This is a genomic window from Nocardioides immobilis (assembly GCF_003515065.1).
GTDB lineage: Bacteria > Actinomycetota > Actinomycetes > Propionibacteriales > Nocardioidaceae > Nocardioides > Nocardioides immobilis.
This window is the reverse complement of the sequence record NZ_QXGH01000010.1, coordinates 334880-353567: the sequence shown is the minus strand read 5'-3', so window position 1 is coordinate 353567 and position 18688 is coordinate 334880. Positions and strand designations below refer to the sequence as shown.

Here is an 18688-nt window from a genome sequence, read left to right as displayed (position 1 = left end):
ACAGTGACCAGTCTCATGAGTGCGCGTTCCAGCGACGGTACTGCTCCACCATGTACGCGCCAGCAGCTACCGAACCGCCGTCAACGGGGAGGACCGCGCCGTTGATGAAGCCCGAGAGCGGGCTGCACAAGAACTGGACGGCGTGGGCGACCTCGTCTACCTCCCCCAACCGTCGTGCCGGCAGATGCTCTGCGCGGGCCGCCAACTGGTCGGGTGGCCAGGTGGACCGCAGGAGGTCCGTGGCGATGGGTCCGAGGGCGAGCGCGTTGACGGTGATCCCATGTTGCGCGAGCTCGGTGGCTGCAGCCCTGGTCACGCCATTGAGGCCAGTCTTGGCGACGCCGTACGGCGACAGGTCCAACGGACCGATCAGGCTCGCCACGGAACTGATGTTGATGATGCGTCCGTAGCCAGCCGTGATCATCGGACGTGCGACACGCTGGATCAGGAGAAATGGGATGGTGACATGCACGGCGATCTCGCGCTCGAGTACTTCTCGGGGCACGTCCACCAGTGGGCCATGCGCGGACGTTCCGGCGTTGTTGACCAGCACGTCCACCCGACCCCAGTGTTCGATCGTCGAGTCCACGATGGTGTCGACGGCGCCGTCGTGGGTCAGGTCGACCGGCACTGGAAAGGCTTGATCCCCGACCTCAGCGGCCAGAGTTGCAGTCCCACCGGCGTCCCTGTCGACCAGCACAACTCGAACCCCCGTTGCAGCCAGTCGACGCACGATCGCCCGGCCAATACCGCCTGCGGCTCCGGTCACTATCGCGACGTGATCCTTCACCAGCGACCGATCTCCCTTCGAGTGATGTCCTTGGTTGGCAGCCTGTGCAAGTGGCCTCCGCTCCATGCGCGACTCCACGCAACACGTGTGACATTCCGTGGATCCAAACGACCGACTAGTCGGTCGGAGAACCCTAGGGCGCCAGCTTGCTTCCCGCAAGGCCGCGCCCGTCGGCATGACTGGCCCTTGACAGGTGACCGCATTCACATGCTTGGCTACCGACCGACCCGTCGGTCGAACTAGTGCCAAAGGAGCTTGCGATGACGACTCACCTGCATGCCACCACCGGTCCGGTGGTCGAACGAACGCCCGTCGAAGGCACTTGCGACCGATGTGGTGAGGCTTCGCTGACGGCCTACCCCGTCCTCAGCGAGGGAGGCTGGTTCAAGGTCGTGAAGTGCCAAACGTGCCTGCACTCCGTCGAGCGGACGCGGTGGTCGCTGCTGGGTCCTGTCTCCCTGACCAGCGAGGGGATTGCAATCGCATGAGCGTCGACAGCTCCGCCGCCATCGTCGGCGTCGATGTGGGTGGTACCTTCACCGACGTCGTCGCTGTGCGCGACGGCCAGATCCATGTCGCCAAGGTCCCAACCATCTACGGCAACACCGAGTCAGCGGTCCTCGACGGCGCCCGCGAGCTGGGCGTCAGCGACATCACGCACTTCAATCACGCGAGCACCCACGGACTCAATGCTGTGCTGACGCGCAATCTCCCAAAGATCGGGTTTCTGACCACTAACGGGCATCGGGACATCCTCGACATCGGGCGTACCTGGCGACCGCAGGAGGGTTTGACGGACCCCACGTGGCGCCGGTCCTTCGGGGACGCCGACCGTCCCATCATTGAACGCTACCTGCGTCGCGGCGTCCGGGAGCGCGTCACGGCCGACGGGTTGGTGATGACCGCGCTCGACGAGGCGGACGCTCGTGCGCAGCTCGAGTTGCTCGCGAGGTGCAACGTCGAAGGGGTGGCCATCTGCCTGCTGAATGCCTACATCAACCCCGTGCACGAGGAGCTCCTGCGCGAGCTGGCGCACGAGATCCTGGGAGATGTTCCGGTGTCGGTCTCGAGCGAGGTGTCGCCACTAGCAAAGGAGTTCGCGCGAGCGTCGACGACAGTCATCGACGTCCTCATGAAGCTCATCTATACCGAGTACGCGCGCCGGCTCAACGCCGGCCTACGAGCTCAGAACTTCACGGGCCAGCTCAACTTCGCCGACTGCGCCGCCGAGCTGCTCCCGGTCGAGGTCGCGATGCATAAGCCCTTCCGCATCGTCTTCGCCGGCCCGGCTGCCGGCACCATGGCCAGCTCTCACTACGGAAAGCTCATCGATGCAACGAACCTCCTTTGCTGCGACGTCGGCGGCACGTCTAGCGACATCAGCGTCGTGGTGGACGGGGACCCATTCGTTCTCACCACCTTCGAGCTCGAGCACGACCTGGTCGTCAACGCGCTCTCAAACGAGATCTCCAGCATCGGCGCCGGCGGCGGCAGCCTGGTTACCGTCAACGCCTTCGGAGAGCTGAAGGTCGGCCCCGGCAGTGCGGGCGCCGATCCCGGTCCCGCCTGCTACGGGCAGGGCGGCACCCAGCCGACCATGACCGACGCGTGCCTCTTGATCGGCATCCTCGACCCGGACGGCTTCGCCAGCGGGAAGCGGCTCGACTCTGATCTCGCGCTCGACTCCTTCGCTTCCCTGACGTCCGGTCTCGACATCGACGCCCGCGTGGGCCAGGCCTTCGCCATCGGCGTCAACAACATCGCTGAGGGCGTCACCAATATCGCCGTCAAGCACGGACTCGACCCTCGCGACTTCTCCCTGATGGCCTTCGGCGCCGCCGGGCCGATGCTCCTGCCCGCGGCTCTCGACCTCGTCAACGCCAAGGAGGTCGTCGTGCCCCCGAACCCGGGCCTGTTCTCGGCCGTCGGCCTGACCAGCACCGACCTGGTCTACTCCGCCGTGGCGAGCTCCTACACCCTGCTCGACGGAAACGCCGTCGACCACATCAACGGCCTCTACGAACGGATGGAGAGCGAACTGCGCAAGCAGCTTCCCGACGACGCGGAGGGCGTGACGTTCTCAAGGACGTACGACGGCCGCTTGGTCGGACAGACATGGGAGACACCGTTGGTCGAGGTGCCGAGCGGGAAGCTCGACAAGGAGTCCATCGCCGCGATGATTGCCAACTTCCACACTGTGTACGCGTCACGCTCCGGCAGCGCGTTCGAGATGATGCCGGTCCAGGGCGTCTCGTTCCGCGTCTCTGCGCGGCTCGAGACCCCCAAGGTCACTTATCAGGATGCGCCGCAGCGGGCGGCCGGCGCCGTCCTCGAGGGCGAGGACATCACGCTGCGCTACCTCTACGGCGAAGACGTGACAGCAACGGCATACCGACGCACTGACCTGAGCGTCGACGACGAGATTGCCGGTCCGGCGGTCATCCGTGAGGACACCTCAACCACCTTCATCCCGCGCGGCCAGGTCGGGCGACTCGGCCGCCTCGGCGAGATCCGGATCAGGAAGGCCTGAGACATGACCACGACCATCACCACATCCGAGACTCGGCTACGCGACCTCAGCGAAGCCCAGTTCGAGGAGCTGTACCAGGCGGACAGGTTCACGGCGACCGTCGTATCCGGACGCTTGCGGTACGTCGTCGACCACATGTGTGGGCAGTTGCTCAACAACACATTCTCGGCGATCCTGCGCGACTGGTACGACTTCGCCGCGACCGTCCACGGTCCCCCCGAGCTCGACTACCCGATGTGCTCGGTCAGTAACAGCCTCGCCGCCTTCTTCGGGACGATGTGCGACGGCGTGCGCAACGCCGTCATCGAGTACGGTCCCGAGAACCTGAACCTGGGGGACGTGCTGATCTGCAACGACCCCTACCGCACGGGCACGCACGTCAACGACGTCCTGTTCGTCCGCCCCGTGTTCCACGACGGAAGGATCGTGTCCTTCGTGTCGCTGCGCGCTCACCAGATGGACATGGGCGGCATCGTCCCCGCGGGCTTTAGCTCGACCAAGCGCGATGTGTACGAGACGGGGCTCGTCGTGTCCCCGCAACTGTTGTACGCCGGCGGCAAGCCTGTCCGGTCGACCTTCAATCTGTTCCTCGACAACGCGCGCTTCGGAGCGCTTGTGATGCCCGACATTACCACCATCCGCCAGAACCTGGACCTCGCCGAGCGTCTCATCACCGAGTCGGTCGAGAGGTACGGCGTGGACGCCTTCCTCGGGTCCGTGCGCTACACATGCGACGTCTCGGCTGAGGCCATGTGCACGGCCCTGAGCACCGTTCCTGATGGGAAGTACTCGAGCTCGGGATGCATCGACTCTGACAGCATCGACTCTGACATCGAGTACCTGATCCGGGTGGACATCACCAAGGTCGGTGACCGCATCGAGGTCGACCTGAGCGGCTCCTCACCCCAGGCACGGACGTCGATCAACGGCAGCGTGTTGGATTCGAAGACCGCGGTTGGCATCGCGCTCAAGATGCTGATCGACCGCGAGACGCCCTTCACCAGCGGGACCTACCGCCCGATCGACGTCGTCTTGCCTGCAGGCACCATCGTGAGTGCCACTCCCCCGGACGGTGCCATCTTCATGTTCTGGGAGAGCTCGTGTGTCATCGTCGCCGCGATCTTCGACGCCCTCCAGGAGGCGCTCGGCGACCGGGCGATCGGCGGCGACTACGGTTCGCTCAGCCTGCACAACGGCAACGGGGTCACCGAGGACGGAGTGCCGTGGGTGACCACCGGTCAATGCGGCGGCGAGCACGGCCCGTGGTCCGGAACCCAGTACGGCGACGGGGACAGCTACCAGGTCATCTACCTCGCCAACAACCTAGACCCGGCGACTGAGGCCATCGAGGCCGATCTCCCCGTCCTCGTCCTCCGCAAGGAGTACGCAGTTGACAGCGCCGGCGCTGGATTCAACCGAGGCGGCGCGGCCGTCGTCAAGGACACTCTCTGGCGCCGCGCGAGCGAACACTGGACGAGCCCGTTGCGGGTCAAGGACTCGGTGGGCTTCGGCATCAACGGCGGAAGCAACGGCACCCGAACGGGTGTCTGGCTGTTCGACGCTGTCGAGGACCAGGTGCTCTCAAACGGAGGGCAACTCCCCACCGACTCGACCGTGTACGCGGTCTCGACCCCGGTGGCCGGGACCCTCGACCCCGAGACGCTCGACCTGGCCGCGGAGGACGGCACCTTCTTCCACTACGGAAAAGAGCAGGTCTGGCGCACGCGACCCGGCGCGGTCTGGCGCTACCGAACTGCGGGCGCCGGTGGATGGGGCGCGGCGACCTCGCGCGAGTCGGAGCGCGTCCTCCGGGACGTGCGGAACGGCTACGTCAGTGTCGAAGGTGCTGCCCGGAGCTACGGTGTCGTCGTTCTCGGCGATCCGGACCTTGACCCAGAAGGCATCTCGGTGGACGAGCAGGCAACCGCGGATCTCCGCTCCAGGCTCGCCTGAGCGGTCACCCGGGCCGCGGTGTGGGGCAGGTGCACCGACGCCGGCCCCACACCGCAACTCACGAAGGAGAACCATGACCAACCCGGAGCGAGTCATCGTGACCGGCGCCGCGAGTGGCGTTGGCGCGGCCACAGTTTCGCTGCTGCTCGACCGAGGAGCCCAGGTGCTCGGCGTCGACATTCACGGCGAGGGAGGCGACGCCCGTCCTGGGTATGAGTACGCCCAGTGCGACGTGCGCGACCGGGACGAGGCGCATGCGCTCTTCGGGTCTTTCGCTGCGTCGGGTGGGTTGACCGGGCTGATCACGTCCGCAGCCGTCTATGGCCGCGACATCGCCCTGGACGACCTCCGTCCCGATGACGTCGACCACGTGCTTGGCGTCAACGTGGCGGGCACGCTGTGGTGCGTCCAGGCCGCTATGCCCCACCTGCGCGAGTCACACGGCAGCGTCGTTTGCGTCGCCTCGCTCGCGGGTCGCATCGGGGGTGTGCTTGCCGGCGCGCACTATTCAGCGAGCAAGGGCGCCCTGCTCGCCATGGTCCGCTCCATCGCGAAGAACGAGATGCAGCACGGCGTGCGCGTCAACGGCGTCGCGCCTGGGCCCATCGACACGCCAATGATCGCCGGTCGCGGCTACAAGACTGACATGTTCCCGATCGGACGGTTCGCCTCGCCCGAGGAGATCGCGCGACCCATTCTGTTCCTGCTGGGGGCCGACGCCAGCTATGCCACCGGGGTGGTGTTGGACGTCAACGGTGGGGTTGCATTCAGCTGAATGATTCTATGATCCGGTGGGGCAGGTATCAGACCGCCTCCGTCATTCGCTCGGGATCGTCGAGCGCTCGCGAGTGTCCGCGGTCCAGGAGCCTCAGGTCGGCGCCCGAGACCTTGGCCGCGGAGTCCCCCGCCTCAGCCTCCGTGTGGACCGGGCGTCTCAAACAAACCGTGCACCATCTCCGCACTGACCCCACGGAACGCCACTGACGAGCTCCGGGTGCGGGTGCCATCATCGGGTCGATGGTCATCTGTCGGGACGCGGTAGCCCTCGACTCCCTCCGAGTCCGAGCGCTCAAGGCGCCTGCGGATATCAAGAAGACTGGGGCGGAGCGAGGTCTCCATGACGGCCAGGCCCGCGTTGCGGTCCGCGTCCCAACCGGCGGTCTTCTTGGTCTGGGTGGAGTAGTTGAGCCGGTCGTTGACCGACCAATGGGGCCGGTACAGCACGCGGAGCAGGTGTGTCATAGCGGTAGAAGGAGACGTACCGGCGCACGAGGAGGGTGAACAACGTGATGCCACGGGTCGAGCCGATCTGCTCGGCGATCGCCGTGGCCGGGCATCGCCGGCACCAGCGCCAACTGCTCGCGGATCGCGTCCTCAAACCCGCCTACCGTTGACCCAGCCGACTTCCGCTGATGCCTCGGCGGGGCGTCCGAGGCGACTGCGGCACGCATCGTGTTCCGCGAGACCTCGACATCCTGGCAATCGTCCTTGATACCCGATCGCGGCACGGTGCGGCCTGCGGATCTCGGCCCAGTCCTCCACTGTCAACTGCACCCTTCGCTCGCCTCGGCTCGCTTGTGCCGAGGGGAGCGAAAGGGACCAGTTTCTCGGCGGACGCTCCGGGTTCAGTTTGGGCCGGCGCTCACACCCTGGCAGGTGATCCAGGCCAGGCGGTCGTCGACATCCTTCGCTGCGGGAGGGCGGCGAAACGTTCACGGCACCGTTGTCGCCGGACCGGAGCCACGCCCCACGCACTCAGCGCACGCTTCCGGTTCCGAGCGTCTCGAACTCGCTTAGGAGGCCGTTCAGCTTAGTGCGGTAGTCGATCACATTTGCCATCTTGATCTCCTCGTATCCCCTGACCAAATCCGGCAGAGCAGCGATCTGGACCGCTCTAGTTAGGTTGTGCACCGCCAGGTCTCGGATCAAGACGTTGAGCACGGCGAGGAATTCGCGGACGAGCTCGCGTTCAACTCGACGCACCTTGGCGTAGCCGAACGGGTCGAATGCCGTTCCGCGGAGCACTCGCAGTGCCGAAAGGACACGCAGTACCCCCTTGAACCACGGCCCGAGACGGAGTTTCCGGGTCATGCCGAGGGCACGAAGCACAGGGGGGTGGAGGTTGTAGAAGGCCTTCGCGCCCTGACCGAACTGGCGCTCGACCGCCTCCTCGAATGTGTGGTCGAGGCTTAAGCGGGCGACCTCGTACTCGTCCTTGTAGGCCATTAGCTTGTAGAGGTTGCGTGCAACGGCTTCAGAGAGTGCGGTCGACCCCGGCATGACCTCATTCTCGCGGCGGCGAATCGACTCGACCGCTTCTTCGTATCGTGCCGCGTAGCTGGCGGACTGGTACGCGGTCAGGTCGATGCACCTGGTTCGCAGCAGCCGCTCAAGTTCGCTCTCGGCGTCCTCACGCGGGGCTGAGCCTGGCGCGGGAAGGAGGTCGCGAACTGTTCGTGGATCGACTGCATACTGGCGACCGCGGCGGAACGCCTGGAGGTTGATGTCCACCGCGACTCCGTTGAGCCGGACGGCATCCTCCACGGCGGTGGCCGGAAGCGGGATTGCTCCTACCTGGAAGGCCACCCCGACGAGGAAGAAGTTCGCGAACTGGTCATCGCCGAAAAGCCCCTGCACGATCTCACGGGCATCGAACGCGAGTGCGCCTGGCCGAGACCGTGCGATGACCCGGCCCGCCGTCGCTTCGACGTCGGGGAACGACACCCATGGATCCGTAACCATGTGGCCCGTGGGAACGGCTGCTGTCGACAGCACGGCAACTGTGCGGTCCGGTGCGGCGACTGCGAGGTAGGTCGGATCCGCAGCCACGAGAAGGTCGCAACCCAGATAGAGGTCGCACTCTCCGGCACCGAGCTTGTTGGTGGTGTCCGCCCCCGCACGGTTGAAGAGGATGTCGGAGACGACCGCCCCTCCCTTTTGCGCGAGTCCCGTCTGGTCCAGTGATCGCGCGGTCCATCCCGCCAATAGGCCCGCCGTCGCGAGTACCTGCGACAGTGTCACGATTCCGGTGCCACCGACTCCGGTGAGCCGGACACCGAATGCATCGGATGGAACGACTGGGGTAGGAGGTGGGATCTCGTCCGCCGTCAACGTGTTAGTGATGGTCGGCGCTTTGCCGCGACTGTCGTCGGCTACCACCGTCACGAAGGCCGGACAGTCACCCTCCAAGCAGGAGTAGTCGAAGTTGCACGAAGCTTGGTGGATCTGGGTCTTGCGTCCGAAATCCGTGGCCACGGGGTGAACCGACAGGCAGTTCGACTTTCGACCGCAATCACCACATCCTTCGCACACGCGTTCGTTGATCAGCACGCGCATCGCAGGTGTCTCGGCAAGACCTCGCTTCCGCTTCCGGCGCTTCTCGCTCGCGCACTCCTGGTCATGAACCAGGACAGTGACACCAGGCACGGCCGCGAGGGTGTCCTGAGCTTGCTGAATACGCCGGCGATCCCAGACCTGCACGCCTGACGGCATTCGAACGCCTCGGTACCGGCTTCGATCCTCGGTGGTGACGATGACTCGTGCCACGCCTTCGGCTCGCAGGAGATCGACGACCTGACGAATACCCTTGGCGCCGACGACCTGCTGGCCGCCGGTCATCGCGACGGCAGAGTTGTACAACAGGCGATAGGTGATGTTGACGCCACTCGCGACTGCGGCGCGAATGGCCAGCGAGCCTGAGTGATCAAACGTGCCATCCCCGAGGTTCTGAACATAGTGCCGTCGCTCGATGAACGGCGCCATCCCGATCCATTGGAGCCCTTCGCCTCCCATCTGCGATAGACCGGTGACGGGACCGACTTGGTCCTCGGTCATCATCAGCACCATCGCGTGACATCCGATGCCGCCACCGACCAGTGAGTCGCCTGCGGGCTTGGTCGAGGTGTTATGAGGGCAACCGGAGCAGAAGTACGGTGCTCTCTTCACGATCGGCAACAGGTTGCGACCCTCGCCGGTGTGCTGCACTGCGCCCGGCGGCGGATCGACCTCGATACGGTTGGCCTGTAGGCGGCGGGCGAGGAGTGGGCGGATCAGGTCCGCATCGAGCTCGCCGTAAGCCGGTACCAGATCGCCATTGGCGGAATCTGTCTTGCCCGTGACCCTGGGGGCGTCCGGTTTGCCGTACAGCACATCGCGGATGGCGCCTTCGAGGAAGGACCGCTTCTCTTCAATCACCAGGATCTCGTCCAGCCCCGAAGCGAACTCGCGGACGGTGTCTTCCTCGAGCGGAAACGGCATGCCGACGCGCAGGAGCCGGACCGGGCTGGCACCCAGGTGGCCGCCATCGATCCCCAGCCGCTCGAGTGCGGCCCGAACGTCACGGTAGGTGCGGCCGGCGGCAACGATTCCGATCCGGTCGGCCTGCCCATGTCCAACGAGACGATTGAGACCGTTCGCGCGCGCATACTCGCGTGCAAGCCGTAGCCGCGTCGTGACCAGGTCGCGTTCGAGAGGGCCAAGGTTTGGTTGGAGCAACTTTGCCGTCGGGACGTGCTTCTTCGAACCTCGTGGGATGACGGGATCGTCACGCCGGACCCCTAGATCGACAGTGGAGGACCCATCGGCGACCGCCGTGACGATCTTGAGCCCGACCCACAGGCCGGAGACCCGTGAGAGTTCGATCGCGTGAAGTCCCAACTCGATGATGTCCTGGCTGTCAGCCGGGTAGAGAAATGGGACGCAGAGATCTGCGAGGGCCAGTTCCGACGAGCATGGAACGCTAGACGACTTAGCGGCCGGGTCGTCCCCAACCAACAGGACGGCGCCACCACCGGGGTCGGCGCCGATCAGGTTCCCGTGTCGAATCGCGTCGGTTGCCCGGTCCAGCCCGGGGGCCTTCCCATACCAAATGCCGAGGACGCCGTCGCGCGTCGCGTCGGCGAACGTCGTGGCAAGTTGGCTGCCTTGGACCGCCGTCGCAGCTGATTCTTCGTTGAGAGCTGGCAGGAAGACGATGTCGTTCGCCTTGAGCAGATCGCTATGGCGTCCTAGTTCGAGGTCGTACCCGGCCAGCGGTGAGCCTTCGTATCCAGAGATGAACGTGCCGACCCGACGACCCGCCGCCTGGTCGCGGCGGTGCTGCTCGATCGGGAGTCGTGCAAGCGCCTGTATTCCGGTGAGTTGCACTCTGCCGGCGGTCGCAACGTAGCGGTCTCGAAGGTCGACCATGGCGCTCGTCGCGGAGAGGTGCTGCTCCGTCGTCATCAAAGGGTGCCCTTCGAACTGTCAGTGGTGCGCGTGCATTTCGGCTCGAGTGTGGACCGTCAGCCCAGCGCACTTCTCGCCCACTGGTTCCATGGCCCAGTTTTCGCGAGCCAGACCGAGGCACGGTGGGCCAGATGCCCGGTGTCTGTGTTCCGCAGGCGCCGGCCACCAAGGCAAGGCGTCAGCACGGTGTCGACGCGGCGGTCTCGGCAGGCGCGCGGATGGTTGTGGTTGGAACCAGAACCGGTGCTCACGGGCGTCCGGTGTCGAGTGCGGTCGTCGCGAAACGGCTTGGGACCGGCGCAGAAGGGATATCGGGTGACGCGGCTCACTTCTTACGGTCGCCGGGTCGGGCGTGAATCGCCCACTTCCGTGGAGAGAGGCTGACATGAGCATGACTGCAGATCGCGTGGAGACCCTGCGTGCGGCAGATCACCCGCTGTTCAACGACCAGAAACTCAAGCTGGGTCTGTTCTCGTTCAATACCAGCAACGCCATGATGGCCACGTCGGCGCCAACTTCCTATGAGCTCAGTTGGACCCACACCAAGAGCATTGCCCAAGCCGCAGATGCCATGGGGATGGAGGTGCTCGTGCCGGTCGCCCGGTGGCGTGGATTCGGGGGCGACATCGACTTCGCGGGCGAGAGCTACGAAACATACACATGGGCGGCGGCCATCGCGGAAGCGACCGAGAACATCGTGGTCTGCTCGACCTCGCACGTGCCCACGGTCAGCCCAGTGGCGGCGGCAAAGCAGGCGGTAACCATCGATCACATCGCCAACGGCCGGTTCGGACTCAATGTCGTGATGGGGTGGTTCCGGCCCGAGATGGAGATGTTTGGCGGTGAGCAGCGGGAGCACGACATTCGCTACCAGTTCGGAGATGAGTGGCTCAGCATCGTGAAGCGGCTCTGGACTGAGGACGAGCCGTTCGACGTCAAGGGTGAGTACTTCAACCTGAAGGACGTCCAGGGGAAGCCGAAGCCGATCCAGAAGCCGTACCCGGTTCTGATCAACGCGGGAAGCTCGGCTGCGGGCCTCGACTTTTCCGCCAAGCACGTCGACATCAACTTCATCGGCATGGGGTCGTTCGAGATGGGTGCCGAGGCCGTCAAGGCGGTCAGGTCGAAAGCGGCCGAGTACGGACGCGACATCAGCACCATGACGTACGCCTCGATCGTCTGCCGGGACACCGAGGCCGAGGCGAAGCGTGATTATCAACGGCTTGTCGACGGCATCGACTGGAAGTCGATCGACTACCTGACCAAGGTGTTTGGTCTTGAGGGGCAGTCCTACGGCGACGCCGAGCAGGTGCGTCAGTTGAGGACTCAGTTCGCCCTTGGCTGGGGCGGGATGACCTTTGTCGGCACGCCAGAGCAGGTGGCCGAGCAGTTCCTGAAGACATCCGAGGCGGGGCTGGATGGAATCGTCGTCGGGTTCCTGGATTACCTGCCTGAGCTAGGACACTTCAACGAGAACATCATGCCGCTGCTCAAGGAGGCAGGCCTGCGGCACTGACGAGGCCTGCGTTGAGTGCGACGTCCGGCTCCCGGCCGCACACGTGGTGTCGAGCGGTGCGCTGAAGCGCCTCGTCTGCTAGGGCCGCGGGGAGGTGAGGCGAGTTGGTTACTGCCCGGGCCGGAGTTCTGGCGCGGGCACAGGGAGCCAATCCCCCGCGTCCGACAAGAATCGTCCCTTCACTCGAATGCTGTGCGTCGCCACATCAGCAATGCTCATTCGAGTCCAGCAAGGGTTGCGACTATTTCTGGCGACGAGATCGGTCCCGAAGTTACCAGCGAAGCGGTCACGGTACTGACCGCTGTCTTGCCGCCGGAAGACGTCGTCGTTCTGATGTCTGCGCGGGACGTACTTTGAGGCCAACGTCGGAACACTTTTGACATGGCCCCGCCTCATCGCTTCGGGGTCAGTTTTTCGGGCCTCACTGACGCTGATCGAAAACGAGTACCCATGTTTCCCTTTCGCGATCCCTAGCTAAGCTACTGACCGAACGCCTGCCGCCTACCTGGCCTGGCCTGGCCTGGCCTTCCAGAGCGTACGGGACTAGCCGGCATCACCTTGCCCGCACGGCTACCGCCGAACCCGTCAAACAATTGGGGCAAGGCTCTGCAATGCGCTGCCGGCCCTTACCGCTCGGGAGAGTTCCACGAGGGCCTTACCGTGGAGGGCTGCCGTGATGCGCGACGCCTCGTCGAGAGCACGATCCGTCTGGCGGTTGGTCTGGCCCACGTAGAGAGACGGTGCGAGCACTTGGACTGCGAAGAAGCAACTCAGAGTGGTCCGCAGCTTCTCGGTCGCCAGGAAATGACAGTCGGACGCGCCAGTCATGACGATTGCAGCGGCTTTCCCAGCCAACGGTCCGCCTCGCTCCGGAGGCGTTCGTCGTTCTAATCGCTCCAACAGAGACGCTACGAGCGCGGTGTGGGAGGCCCGATAGGTTGGGGAGCCGAACACGATGGCGTCTGCGCGCTGAACCTGTGCGGCGGCGCCGTCCTGGTCGCCGTCACAGAGCTCATACGCGAAGGCCGAAGCGCCCGCGCTCCGACTGCCTGCCAGGACAGCATCGACCACCTGGGAGGTGAACCCACCGGCTCCTGGACTGCCAATGAGCCCAAGGACCCGAAGGTCGAAGGTCACTGAGTGCGCCAAGAGGTCTCGGCGTACGCACCGCGAAAGAACAGTAACGGGTGGCGAGCGACGTCGTGTCCCACGGAGGTGACCTCACCGAGAACGATGGTGTGGTCACCGCCATCCAGTTCCCGCCACAGGACGCACTCGACCCACGCCGGTACGCCTTCCAGCACAGGTGACCCAAGCGGTGCCGACTCCCACGAGACCCCGCGGTACTTATCAACGCCCGACTGAGCGAACTGTGAGGAGATGTGTTGGTGATCATGAGCCAAGACGTTGACGGCGAAGACCCCGACTTCCCGGATGCGAGGCCAACTCCTCGACGTTCGAGCGACGCTGAAGGAGACCAGTGGTGGTTGGAGCGAAAGTGACGCGAACGTCTGACAAGTAAACCCGAGCGGCTCGTCACCGACAGCGGTCACCACGACGACTCCGGTGCAGAAGGCCCCGAGGGCCTCGCGCATGAGTTCGGGGGTGACCGACATCTGCCTCTGCTGCACTGATGTGACCAAGTTCACTCCACCGACTGTACGGATCCGCTTGGCGGGGCAATATCCGCAGATGGCTCCGCGACGTCCGCTTTGCGCAGATCAGCTGCGTCCAGCGCAAGGCGGACGTTAAGAAGCGTCATTCGGCTATCGGGTGACGGATGGGATGCCTACCCTCATCGATAGTCCCCGGTGCTGTATGCAAACGATCACCCTGTGCGGTTTCCGCACGCTGGCCGACCAGAGCGTGGCTCGGACGGTGTGATGCTCCGGGTGATCTGCGGTCTTGCATCCGATCTGGAGAAGGGGCGTCGCGCATGTCGCTGATCGGGCGGACCGGACCGTTACCCAACCCGACCGCGCATCCCACCGATTGCGGAGGAGAGTCAGTGAGTACGACCATCGTCGAATACGACTTGTTCATCAACGGTGAGTGGGTCAGCCCGGTCGCGGGGAGGCGCTACCCGACGGCGAACCCGTACACGGGCGAGACCTGGGCACAGGTGGGCGATGCGGACGACGCCGATGTCGACCGGGCCGTGAAGAGCGCCCGGACCGCGTTGTCGGGAGTTTGGGGCACGATGACGGGCTTCGACCGTGCCGCGCTGATGCGCAAACTGGCCGAGCTCCTCCGCCGCGACGCAGCCCGTCTCGCCAAATTGGAGTCACGTGACTCTGGCAAGCTGCTCCGTGAGATGTCGACTCAAACGGCGTACCTGCCCAGCTGGTTCGACTACTTCGGGGGGGTTGCGGACAAGATCCAAGGGAGCACCATCCCGTCGGACCGTCCCAATTTCCTCGTCTACACCGAGGAGGTCCCGGTTGGCGTCGTTGCAGCGATCGTGCCGTGGAACTCACCCTTGATGCTGCTGGTGTGGAAACTGGCGCCCGCGATTGCCGCCGGATGCACGATCGTCGTCAAGCCAAGCGACCAGACACCAGTGACTGCGCTGGAGCTGGCCCTGCTTTTCGAGGAGGCCGGGTTCCCTCCAGGTGTCTTCAACGTCGTGACTGGCAACGGACCACGTGTCGGACAGGCGCTGTCCGCGCACCCGAAGGTCGACAAGATCGCGTTCACGGGATCGACCGCCACCGGGGCTCTCGTGGCGGCCGCTGCCGCGAAGAACCTCACGCGTGTGTCGTTGGAGCTCGGCGGCAAGTCTGCTCAAATTGTGTTCGAGGACGCCGATGTCGAGGCCACGGTGAACGGGATCATCTCCGGCGTCTTTGCCGCCACCGGCCAGACCTGCATGGCTGGCGCTCGTCTGCTCGTTCACGAGAACATGCACGATGAGGTCGTCCGCCGCGTGGTGGCGCGCGCCGAGACGATCGTGCTGGGCGACCCAACGGAAGAAGCGACCGAGATGGGACCGGTCAACAACCAGACGCAGCTCGCAAAGATCACGTCGATGCTCGAACAGGCGAAGGCGGAGGGGGCGTCGTTCGCTTGCGGTGGACCGGGCGGCGACACGAAGGGCTACTTCGTGCGTCCGACGGTTGTGACGAACGTTTCTCTCGACTCTGCCCTCTACCGCGAAGAAGTGTTCGGCCCCGTCCTGGCCGTGGCGACCTTCACCAGTGAGGACGAGGCCGTCGCCATGGCGAACGCGACAGAGTTCGGGCTGGCGGCCGGCATCTGGACCGTCGACGTACGCCGAGCGCACCGGGTCGCACGCCAGCTGCGGGCGGGCACCGTTTGGATCAATGCCTACCGCGTGGTCGCCCCCAACGTGCCGTTCGGTGGGTTCGGGCAAAGCGGCATCGGTCGGGAGAGCGGCGTAGATGCTGTTCGCGAGTTCACCGAGACGCGAGCCACGTGGGTCGAACTGTCGGGTGCAACGCGCGATCCGTTCACCATCGGCTGAGTCGGTGCCGATCCACCACACGCCGTCTCGGACGTCAGTGGCAACGAAGTGTCTCGCTCGGCAGTTCCTTGAATCGCTTGCGGTAATTGGTCGAGAACCGGCCAGCGTGGGTGAAGCCCCAGCGGTGCATGACTTGAGTCACTGTTGTCGTCTCAGGATCGGAGGCCAGGAGGTCGGCGCGAACGCGGTCGAACTGCACTCCGCGCAGGTACTCCATCGGAGTCACCTCGAGCGTGCGCCGGAAGGTGTCCTGCAGCGCCCGGACGCTCAGGCCGGCGACGGAGGCGTAGGCGCCCAGGCTCCGGGGGTTGTCCGGCTCGCTCTCCATGAGATCGACGACCGGAGCTATGGTCCGGGGCAAGGCGCTACCCGCCGACGAGTGCAGCTCGTCGTAATAGTTGCTCGGCTGGCCGAGCAGGAGGCTCGTGATCACGGTGTCCTCGAGTTGCGCGACGCCGAGGGGGCTGGCGACGATCCCGTCAGGCTCGTCAAGTTCGGATCGCAGGTGTTGCAGTGCGCGGACGAAGGACGACACCTTGGGTTTCTTCAGCTCCAGAGCGAGGTCGAATCGCAGGGGAACGGTCACCTGGCGGTTGAGCAACCGGGCCAGCTCCGCCTCGAGCCCGTCCTTATCGATCTTCATTGCCAGCTGCATGCAGTCCTCGCTCCAGTGGACGGTAGCGGGCTCGGACGGGAGAAACACCAGGCCGACATCGTTCCCCGTTTCGACCTCTTCCGCGCCACGCTGAGAACCGGTGCGACCGCGGATCGTCAGGTTGACGTGATAGAAGGTCTCGAGCTTCGGCGCAATCAAGTAGCTCTCGGCACCATAGGAGAGATAGCCGAGGACCAGGTGTCGAAGCGGCGTCCATGCAAGCGTCATGTCGACGGCGCAGGTCGGCAGGACCAGGTTGTGGGGTACGTACACCTCGGTGATCACGTCGATCGCTTCATCGCGGTCCGTCGTGTGCCGAAACTCCCGCGCACGGGGCACGGCGGAGGGGCTGGTATCGCGTCTACTCGCGGTCGGTCCTGCGGGCGCAGCGAACACTGCTGTCATCGCCGTGTCCTCCGTTCCTGTCCCCTCCGCCACTTCCGATTCTGGCGCGCAGGTGTGACGACGGCAAGAAAACGCCTCGAGGTTGGGCCATTGGCTCAACAACACCTCCGATCCAGCAGGAAAGGTCTGCGAACGCACGCGTTTGACGGCCGTCCTGTTCCCGCGGGGGCCCGATGAGCAGGACCAAACGGGTTGACGCTCTCGATCTGGCCCTCCTGCGGCTGCTGGCAACCAGACCGAAAGCCGGCATGCGTGAGTACGCGCGCGTCTTGGAGGTGGCCCGGGGAACCGTCCAGTCGCGGTTGGGCCGGCTCGAGAGGCTCGGCGTCATCACGGACTACGCGCCACAAGTGAGCTCGTCGGCCCTTGGCTACCCTGTGACCGCGTTCGTGCACATCCACCTGGCTCAGGGCCAGTTGGCGCGCGTCACCAACGCCCTGCAAGTGGTGGACGAGGTTGTCGAGGCGCATTCCATCGCCGGTGAGGGGGACCTGCTCGCCCGGGTGGTGGCCAGAGACACCAATCACTTGGAGGACATCATTCAGCGCCTGCTCGACGTGCCCGGAATCGTTCGGACGCGCACCGAGATCGCCCTCACCGAGCGGATCCATATGCGATCCACCTGCGTTCTTTCGATGGCGGAGCCAGCGTCGGACCAATAGGTGTGCTCGCAGCCATGGCATCCGACAGCCACCGGTCGGGCATCGCCGTGGACTCGCGCCAGGGCCGGCGCTCGCGGGTCCGCTCATGCTCAGTCCAGTCGACGGAAGAGCGCGGCCAGGGCTTGGCCTCCGCCGATGCACATCGTCACGATGCCGAGCTCTCCGCCGCCGCGCCGCAGGTGCTGGACCACGCGAAGGGTCAGGATCGCGCCGGTGGCGCCGACGGGGTGCCCCAGAGCGATTGCCCCGCCGTACGGGTTCGTCCGCTCCTCAGGAAGCTTCGCATCCCGCCGTACCGCGACTGCCTGAGATGCGAAGGCTTCGTTGAGCTCGATGATGTCGATGTCCGAGGGCCGCAGACCGGTCCGGTCGAAAAGCGAGTTGAGCGCGAGAACCGGTGCGTAACCCATCAGCCCGGGCCCCATCGCAGCGGTGGCGACGTGCTCGAGCGCGACGAGCCCGGAACGACCCCTGTCGCGGGCGACGGATTCGCGGGCCAGCACCAGCGCGGCGGCCCCGTCGTTGATCCCCGATGCGTTGCCCGCCGTGACCGAGCCGCCCGCCTGGAACGCGGGTCGTAGGCCTGCCAGGACCTCGATCGTCGTGTCCGGCTTCGGGTGCTCGTCGACCGAGACCGTCGCTGGACGTCGGCCACCCAGTTCCACGGGCACGATCTCATCCGCGAACGCGGACCGGGCAGCATCCGTGGCGGCGCGCCGCTGCGACTCCACCGCGAAAGCGTCTTGCTCCTCGCGCGACACTGCGTATTTCGCGGCCACGTTCTCGGCTGTGACCCCCATGTGAGTTCCGCCGAACGGGTCGGTCAGCATCGAAACGGTCCCGTCGACCAAGGTCCGATCGCCTAGACGCCGCCCGGCCCGCGCCTCGAAGTCGTAGAACGGCATCCGCGACATCGACTCGTCGCCGCCGGCGACGGCCAGATCGAGGCCGTTCCATCGCATCTGTTGAGCGGCCGACCAGACCGCCTGCAGGCCGCTGCCGCACAGGCGGTTCACGGTGAACGCCGGCACGTGCTCGGGCATCCCTGCCGCGAGCGCCACTCTCCGTGCGTTGTACGCGTCGGGGCCGACCTGGCCGATGCAGCCCATGACGACCTCCGACGGCTCCGCTGCGTCGACGTCGGCACGTTGCAGCGCAGCGACCGTCGCCGCGGCCCCGAGCTCGTGCGCCGGCACACCTGACAGGGCGCCCCCGAAGCTCCCGATCGGGGTCCGCGCGCCGTCCAGAATCACAATTCTGTCATCAGTCGTCATGATGTTCCTCTCGAATGTGGGGCGCATCTGGTCGAGCTGCACGCCTTTGCCGGGCTACTGAATCCGGCCTGTTCGGCCACCTTGAGCGATGGCGTGTCAAGACCCGGGGGCGCCACCGTTCGCATGTCGATGTGAGAGGCCGTGCCCGTGCGCCCGCGCTCGATCCCACGACGCCTGGCCTTCCCGTGCCGCT

General features: G+C 65.4%; 12 protein-coding genes. 6 read left to right on the top strand and 6 right to left on the bottom strand.

What is annotated here, in order from left to right:
* Window positions 1–13 precede the first annotated feature (13 nt).
* Window positions 14–790 carry an SDR family NAD(P)-dependent oxidoreductase gene (locus D0Z08_RS05395; protein WP_182481165.1) on the bottom strand — a complete coding sequence of 259 codons (777 nt, stop codon included), beginning with the start codon at window positions 788–790 and terminating at the stop codon, window positions 14–16.
* A gap of 484 nt (window positions 791–1274) precedes the next feature.
* Between D0Z08_RS05395 and D0Z08_RS05385 the strand changes: the two genes are divergently transcribed.
* The 3 genes from D0Z08_RS05385 to D0Z08_RS05375 all read left to right on the top strand — a co-directional run bounded on the left by D0Z08_RS05385 (window position 1275) and on the right by D0Z08_RS05375 (window position 6048).
* The gene (locus D0Z08_RS05385) at window positions 1275–3320 is read left to right on the top strand and encodes a hydantoinase/oxoprolinase family protein (protein ID WP_220454056.1); all 2046 of its coding nucleotides are present in this window, start codon (window positions 1275–1277) and stop codon (window positions 3318–3320) included.
* A gap of 3 nt (window positions 3321–3323) precedes the next feature.
* On the top strand, window positions 3324–5273 hold the full coding sequence (locus D0Z08_RS05380) for a hydantoinase B/oxoprolinase family protein (protein WP_118923385.1): 1950 nt from the start codon (window positions 3324–3326) through the stop codon (window positions 5271–5273).
* Window positions 5274–5346: 73 nt separating this feature from the next.
* Window positions 5347–6048 carry an SDR family NAD(P)-dependent oxidoreductase gene (locus D0Z08_RS05375; RefSeq protein WP_118923383.1) on the top strand — a complete coding sequence of 234 codons (702 nt, stop codon included), beginning with the start codon at window positions 5347–5349 and terminating at the stop codon, window positions 6046–6048.
* A gap of 980 nt (window positions 6049–7028) precedes the next feature.
* On the opposite strand, the gene D0Z08_RS05365 is transcribed toward D0Z08_RS05375, so the two are convergent.
* Window positions 7029–10496, bottom strand: coding sequence for an indolepyruvate ferredoxin oxidoreductase family protein (locus D0Z08_RS05365; protein WP_118923379.1), 3468 nt, complete (start codon window positions 10494–10496; stop codon window positions 7029–7031).
* A 388-nt stretch (window positions 10497–10884) separates the two neighbouring features.
* Here D0Z08_RS05365 and D0Z08_RS05360 point away from each other — a divergent pair, with 388 nt between their 5' ends.
* The gene (locus D0Z08_RS05360) at window positions 10885–12015 is read left to right on the top strand and encodes an LLM class flavin-dependent oxidoreductase (RefSeq protein ID WP_118923377.1); all 1131 of its coding nucleotides are present in this window, start codon (window positions 10885–10887) and stop codon (window positions 12013–12015) included.
* 585 nt (window positions 12016–12600) lie between these two features.
* Here the strand turns inward: D0Z08_RS05360 and D0Z08_RS33660 are convergent.
* Together D0Z08_RS33660 and D0Z08_RS05350 are read right to left on the bottom strand one after the other, a co-directional pair.
* Window positions 12601–13152, bottom strand: coding sequence for an NAD(P)H-dependent oxidoreductase (locus tag D0Z08_RS33660; RefSeq protein ID WP_182481164.1), 552 nt, complete (start codon window positions 13150–13152; stop codon window positions 12601–12603).
* Entirely contained in the window at window positions 13149–13664 is a 516-nt protein-coding gene (locus D0Z08_RS05350) for a flavin reductase family protein (protein WP_220454055.1), read from the bottom strand. The genes D0Z08_RS33660 and D0Z08_RS05350 overlap by 4 nt, the downstream gene beginning before the upstream one ends.
* Window positions 13665–14023: 359 nt before the next feature.
* Between D0Z08_RS05350 and D0Z08_RS05345 the strand changes: the two genes are divergently transcribed.
* Window positions 14024–15499: an aldehyde dehydrogenase gene (locus tag D0Z08_RS05345; protein ID WP_245993662.1), complete on the top strand. Its 1476-nt coding sequence runs from the start codon at window positions 14024–14026 to the stop codon at window positions 15497–15499.
* Between the two features lie 34 nt (window positions 15500–15533).
* Here D0Z08_RS05345 and D0Z08_RS05340 read toward each other — a convergent pair whose 3' ends face one another.
* The gene (locus D0Z08_RS05340; protein WP_118923371.1) at window positions 15534–16559 is read right to left on the bottom strand and encodes an AraC family transcriptional regulator; all 1026 of its coding nucleotides are present in this window, start codon (window positions 16557–16559) and stop codon (window positions 15534–15536) included.
* A 173-nt stretch (window positions 16560–16732) separates the two neighbouring features.
* On the opposite strand from D0Z08_RS05340, the gene D0Z08_RS05335 reads away from it, so the two are divergent.
* Complete coding sequence (locus tag D0Z08_RS05335) at window positions 16733–17221, top strand: Lrp/AsnC family transcriptional regulator (protein ID WP_118923369.1); 489 nt, start codon at window positions 16733–16735, stop codon at window positions 17219–17221.
* Window positions 17222–17310: 89 nt separating this feature from the next.
* Here the strand turns inward: D0Z08_RS05335 and D0Z08_RS05330 are convergent, their stop codons facing one another.
* Window positions 17311–18495 (bottom strand): thiolase family protein, encoded by a 1185-nt coding sequence (locus D0Z08_RS05330; RefSeq protein ID WP_118923537.1) that lies wholly within the window; start codon window positions 18493–18495, stop codon window positions 17311–17313.
* Window positions 18496–18688 lie beyond the last annotated feature (193 nt).

Bases quoted from the DNA above. Each gene is read 5' to 3' on its own strand.
- D0Z08_RS05385 (WP_220454056.1), top strand. From the start codon at position 1,275: ATGAGCGTCGACAGCTCCGCCGCCATCGTCGGCGTCGATGTGGGTGGT.
- D0Z08_RS05380 (WP_118923385.1), top strand. From the start codon at position 3,324: ATGACCACGACCATCACCACATCCGAGACTCGGCTACGCGACCTCAGC.
- D0Z08_RS05375 (WP_118923383.1), top strand. From the start codon at position 5,347: ATGACCAACCCGGAGCGAGTCATCGTGACCGGCGCCGCGAGTGGCGTT.
- D0Z08_RS05365 (WP_118923379.1), bottom strand. From the start codon at position 10,496: ATGACGACGGAGCAGCACCTCTCCGCGACGAGCGCCATGGTCGACCTT.
- D0Z08_RS05360 (WP_118923377.1), top strand. From the start codon at position 10,885: ATGAGCATGACTGCAGATCGCGTGGAGACCCTGCGTGCGGCAGATCAC.
- D0Z08_RS05340 (WP_118923371.1), bottom strand. From the start codon at position 16,559: ATGACAGCAGTGTTCGCTGCGCCCGCAGGACCGACCGCGAGTAGACGC.
- D0Z08_RS05335 (WP_118923369.1), top strand. From the start codon at position 16,733: ATGAGCAGGACCAAACGGGTTGACGCTCTCGATCTGGCCCTCCTGCGG.
- D0Z08_RS05330 (WP_118923537.1), bottom strand. From the start codon at position 18,495: ATGACGACTGATGACAGAATTGTGATTCTGGACGGCGCGCGGACCCCG.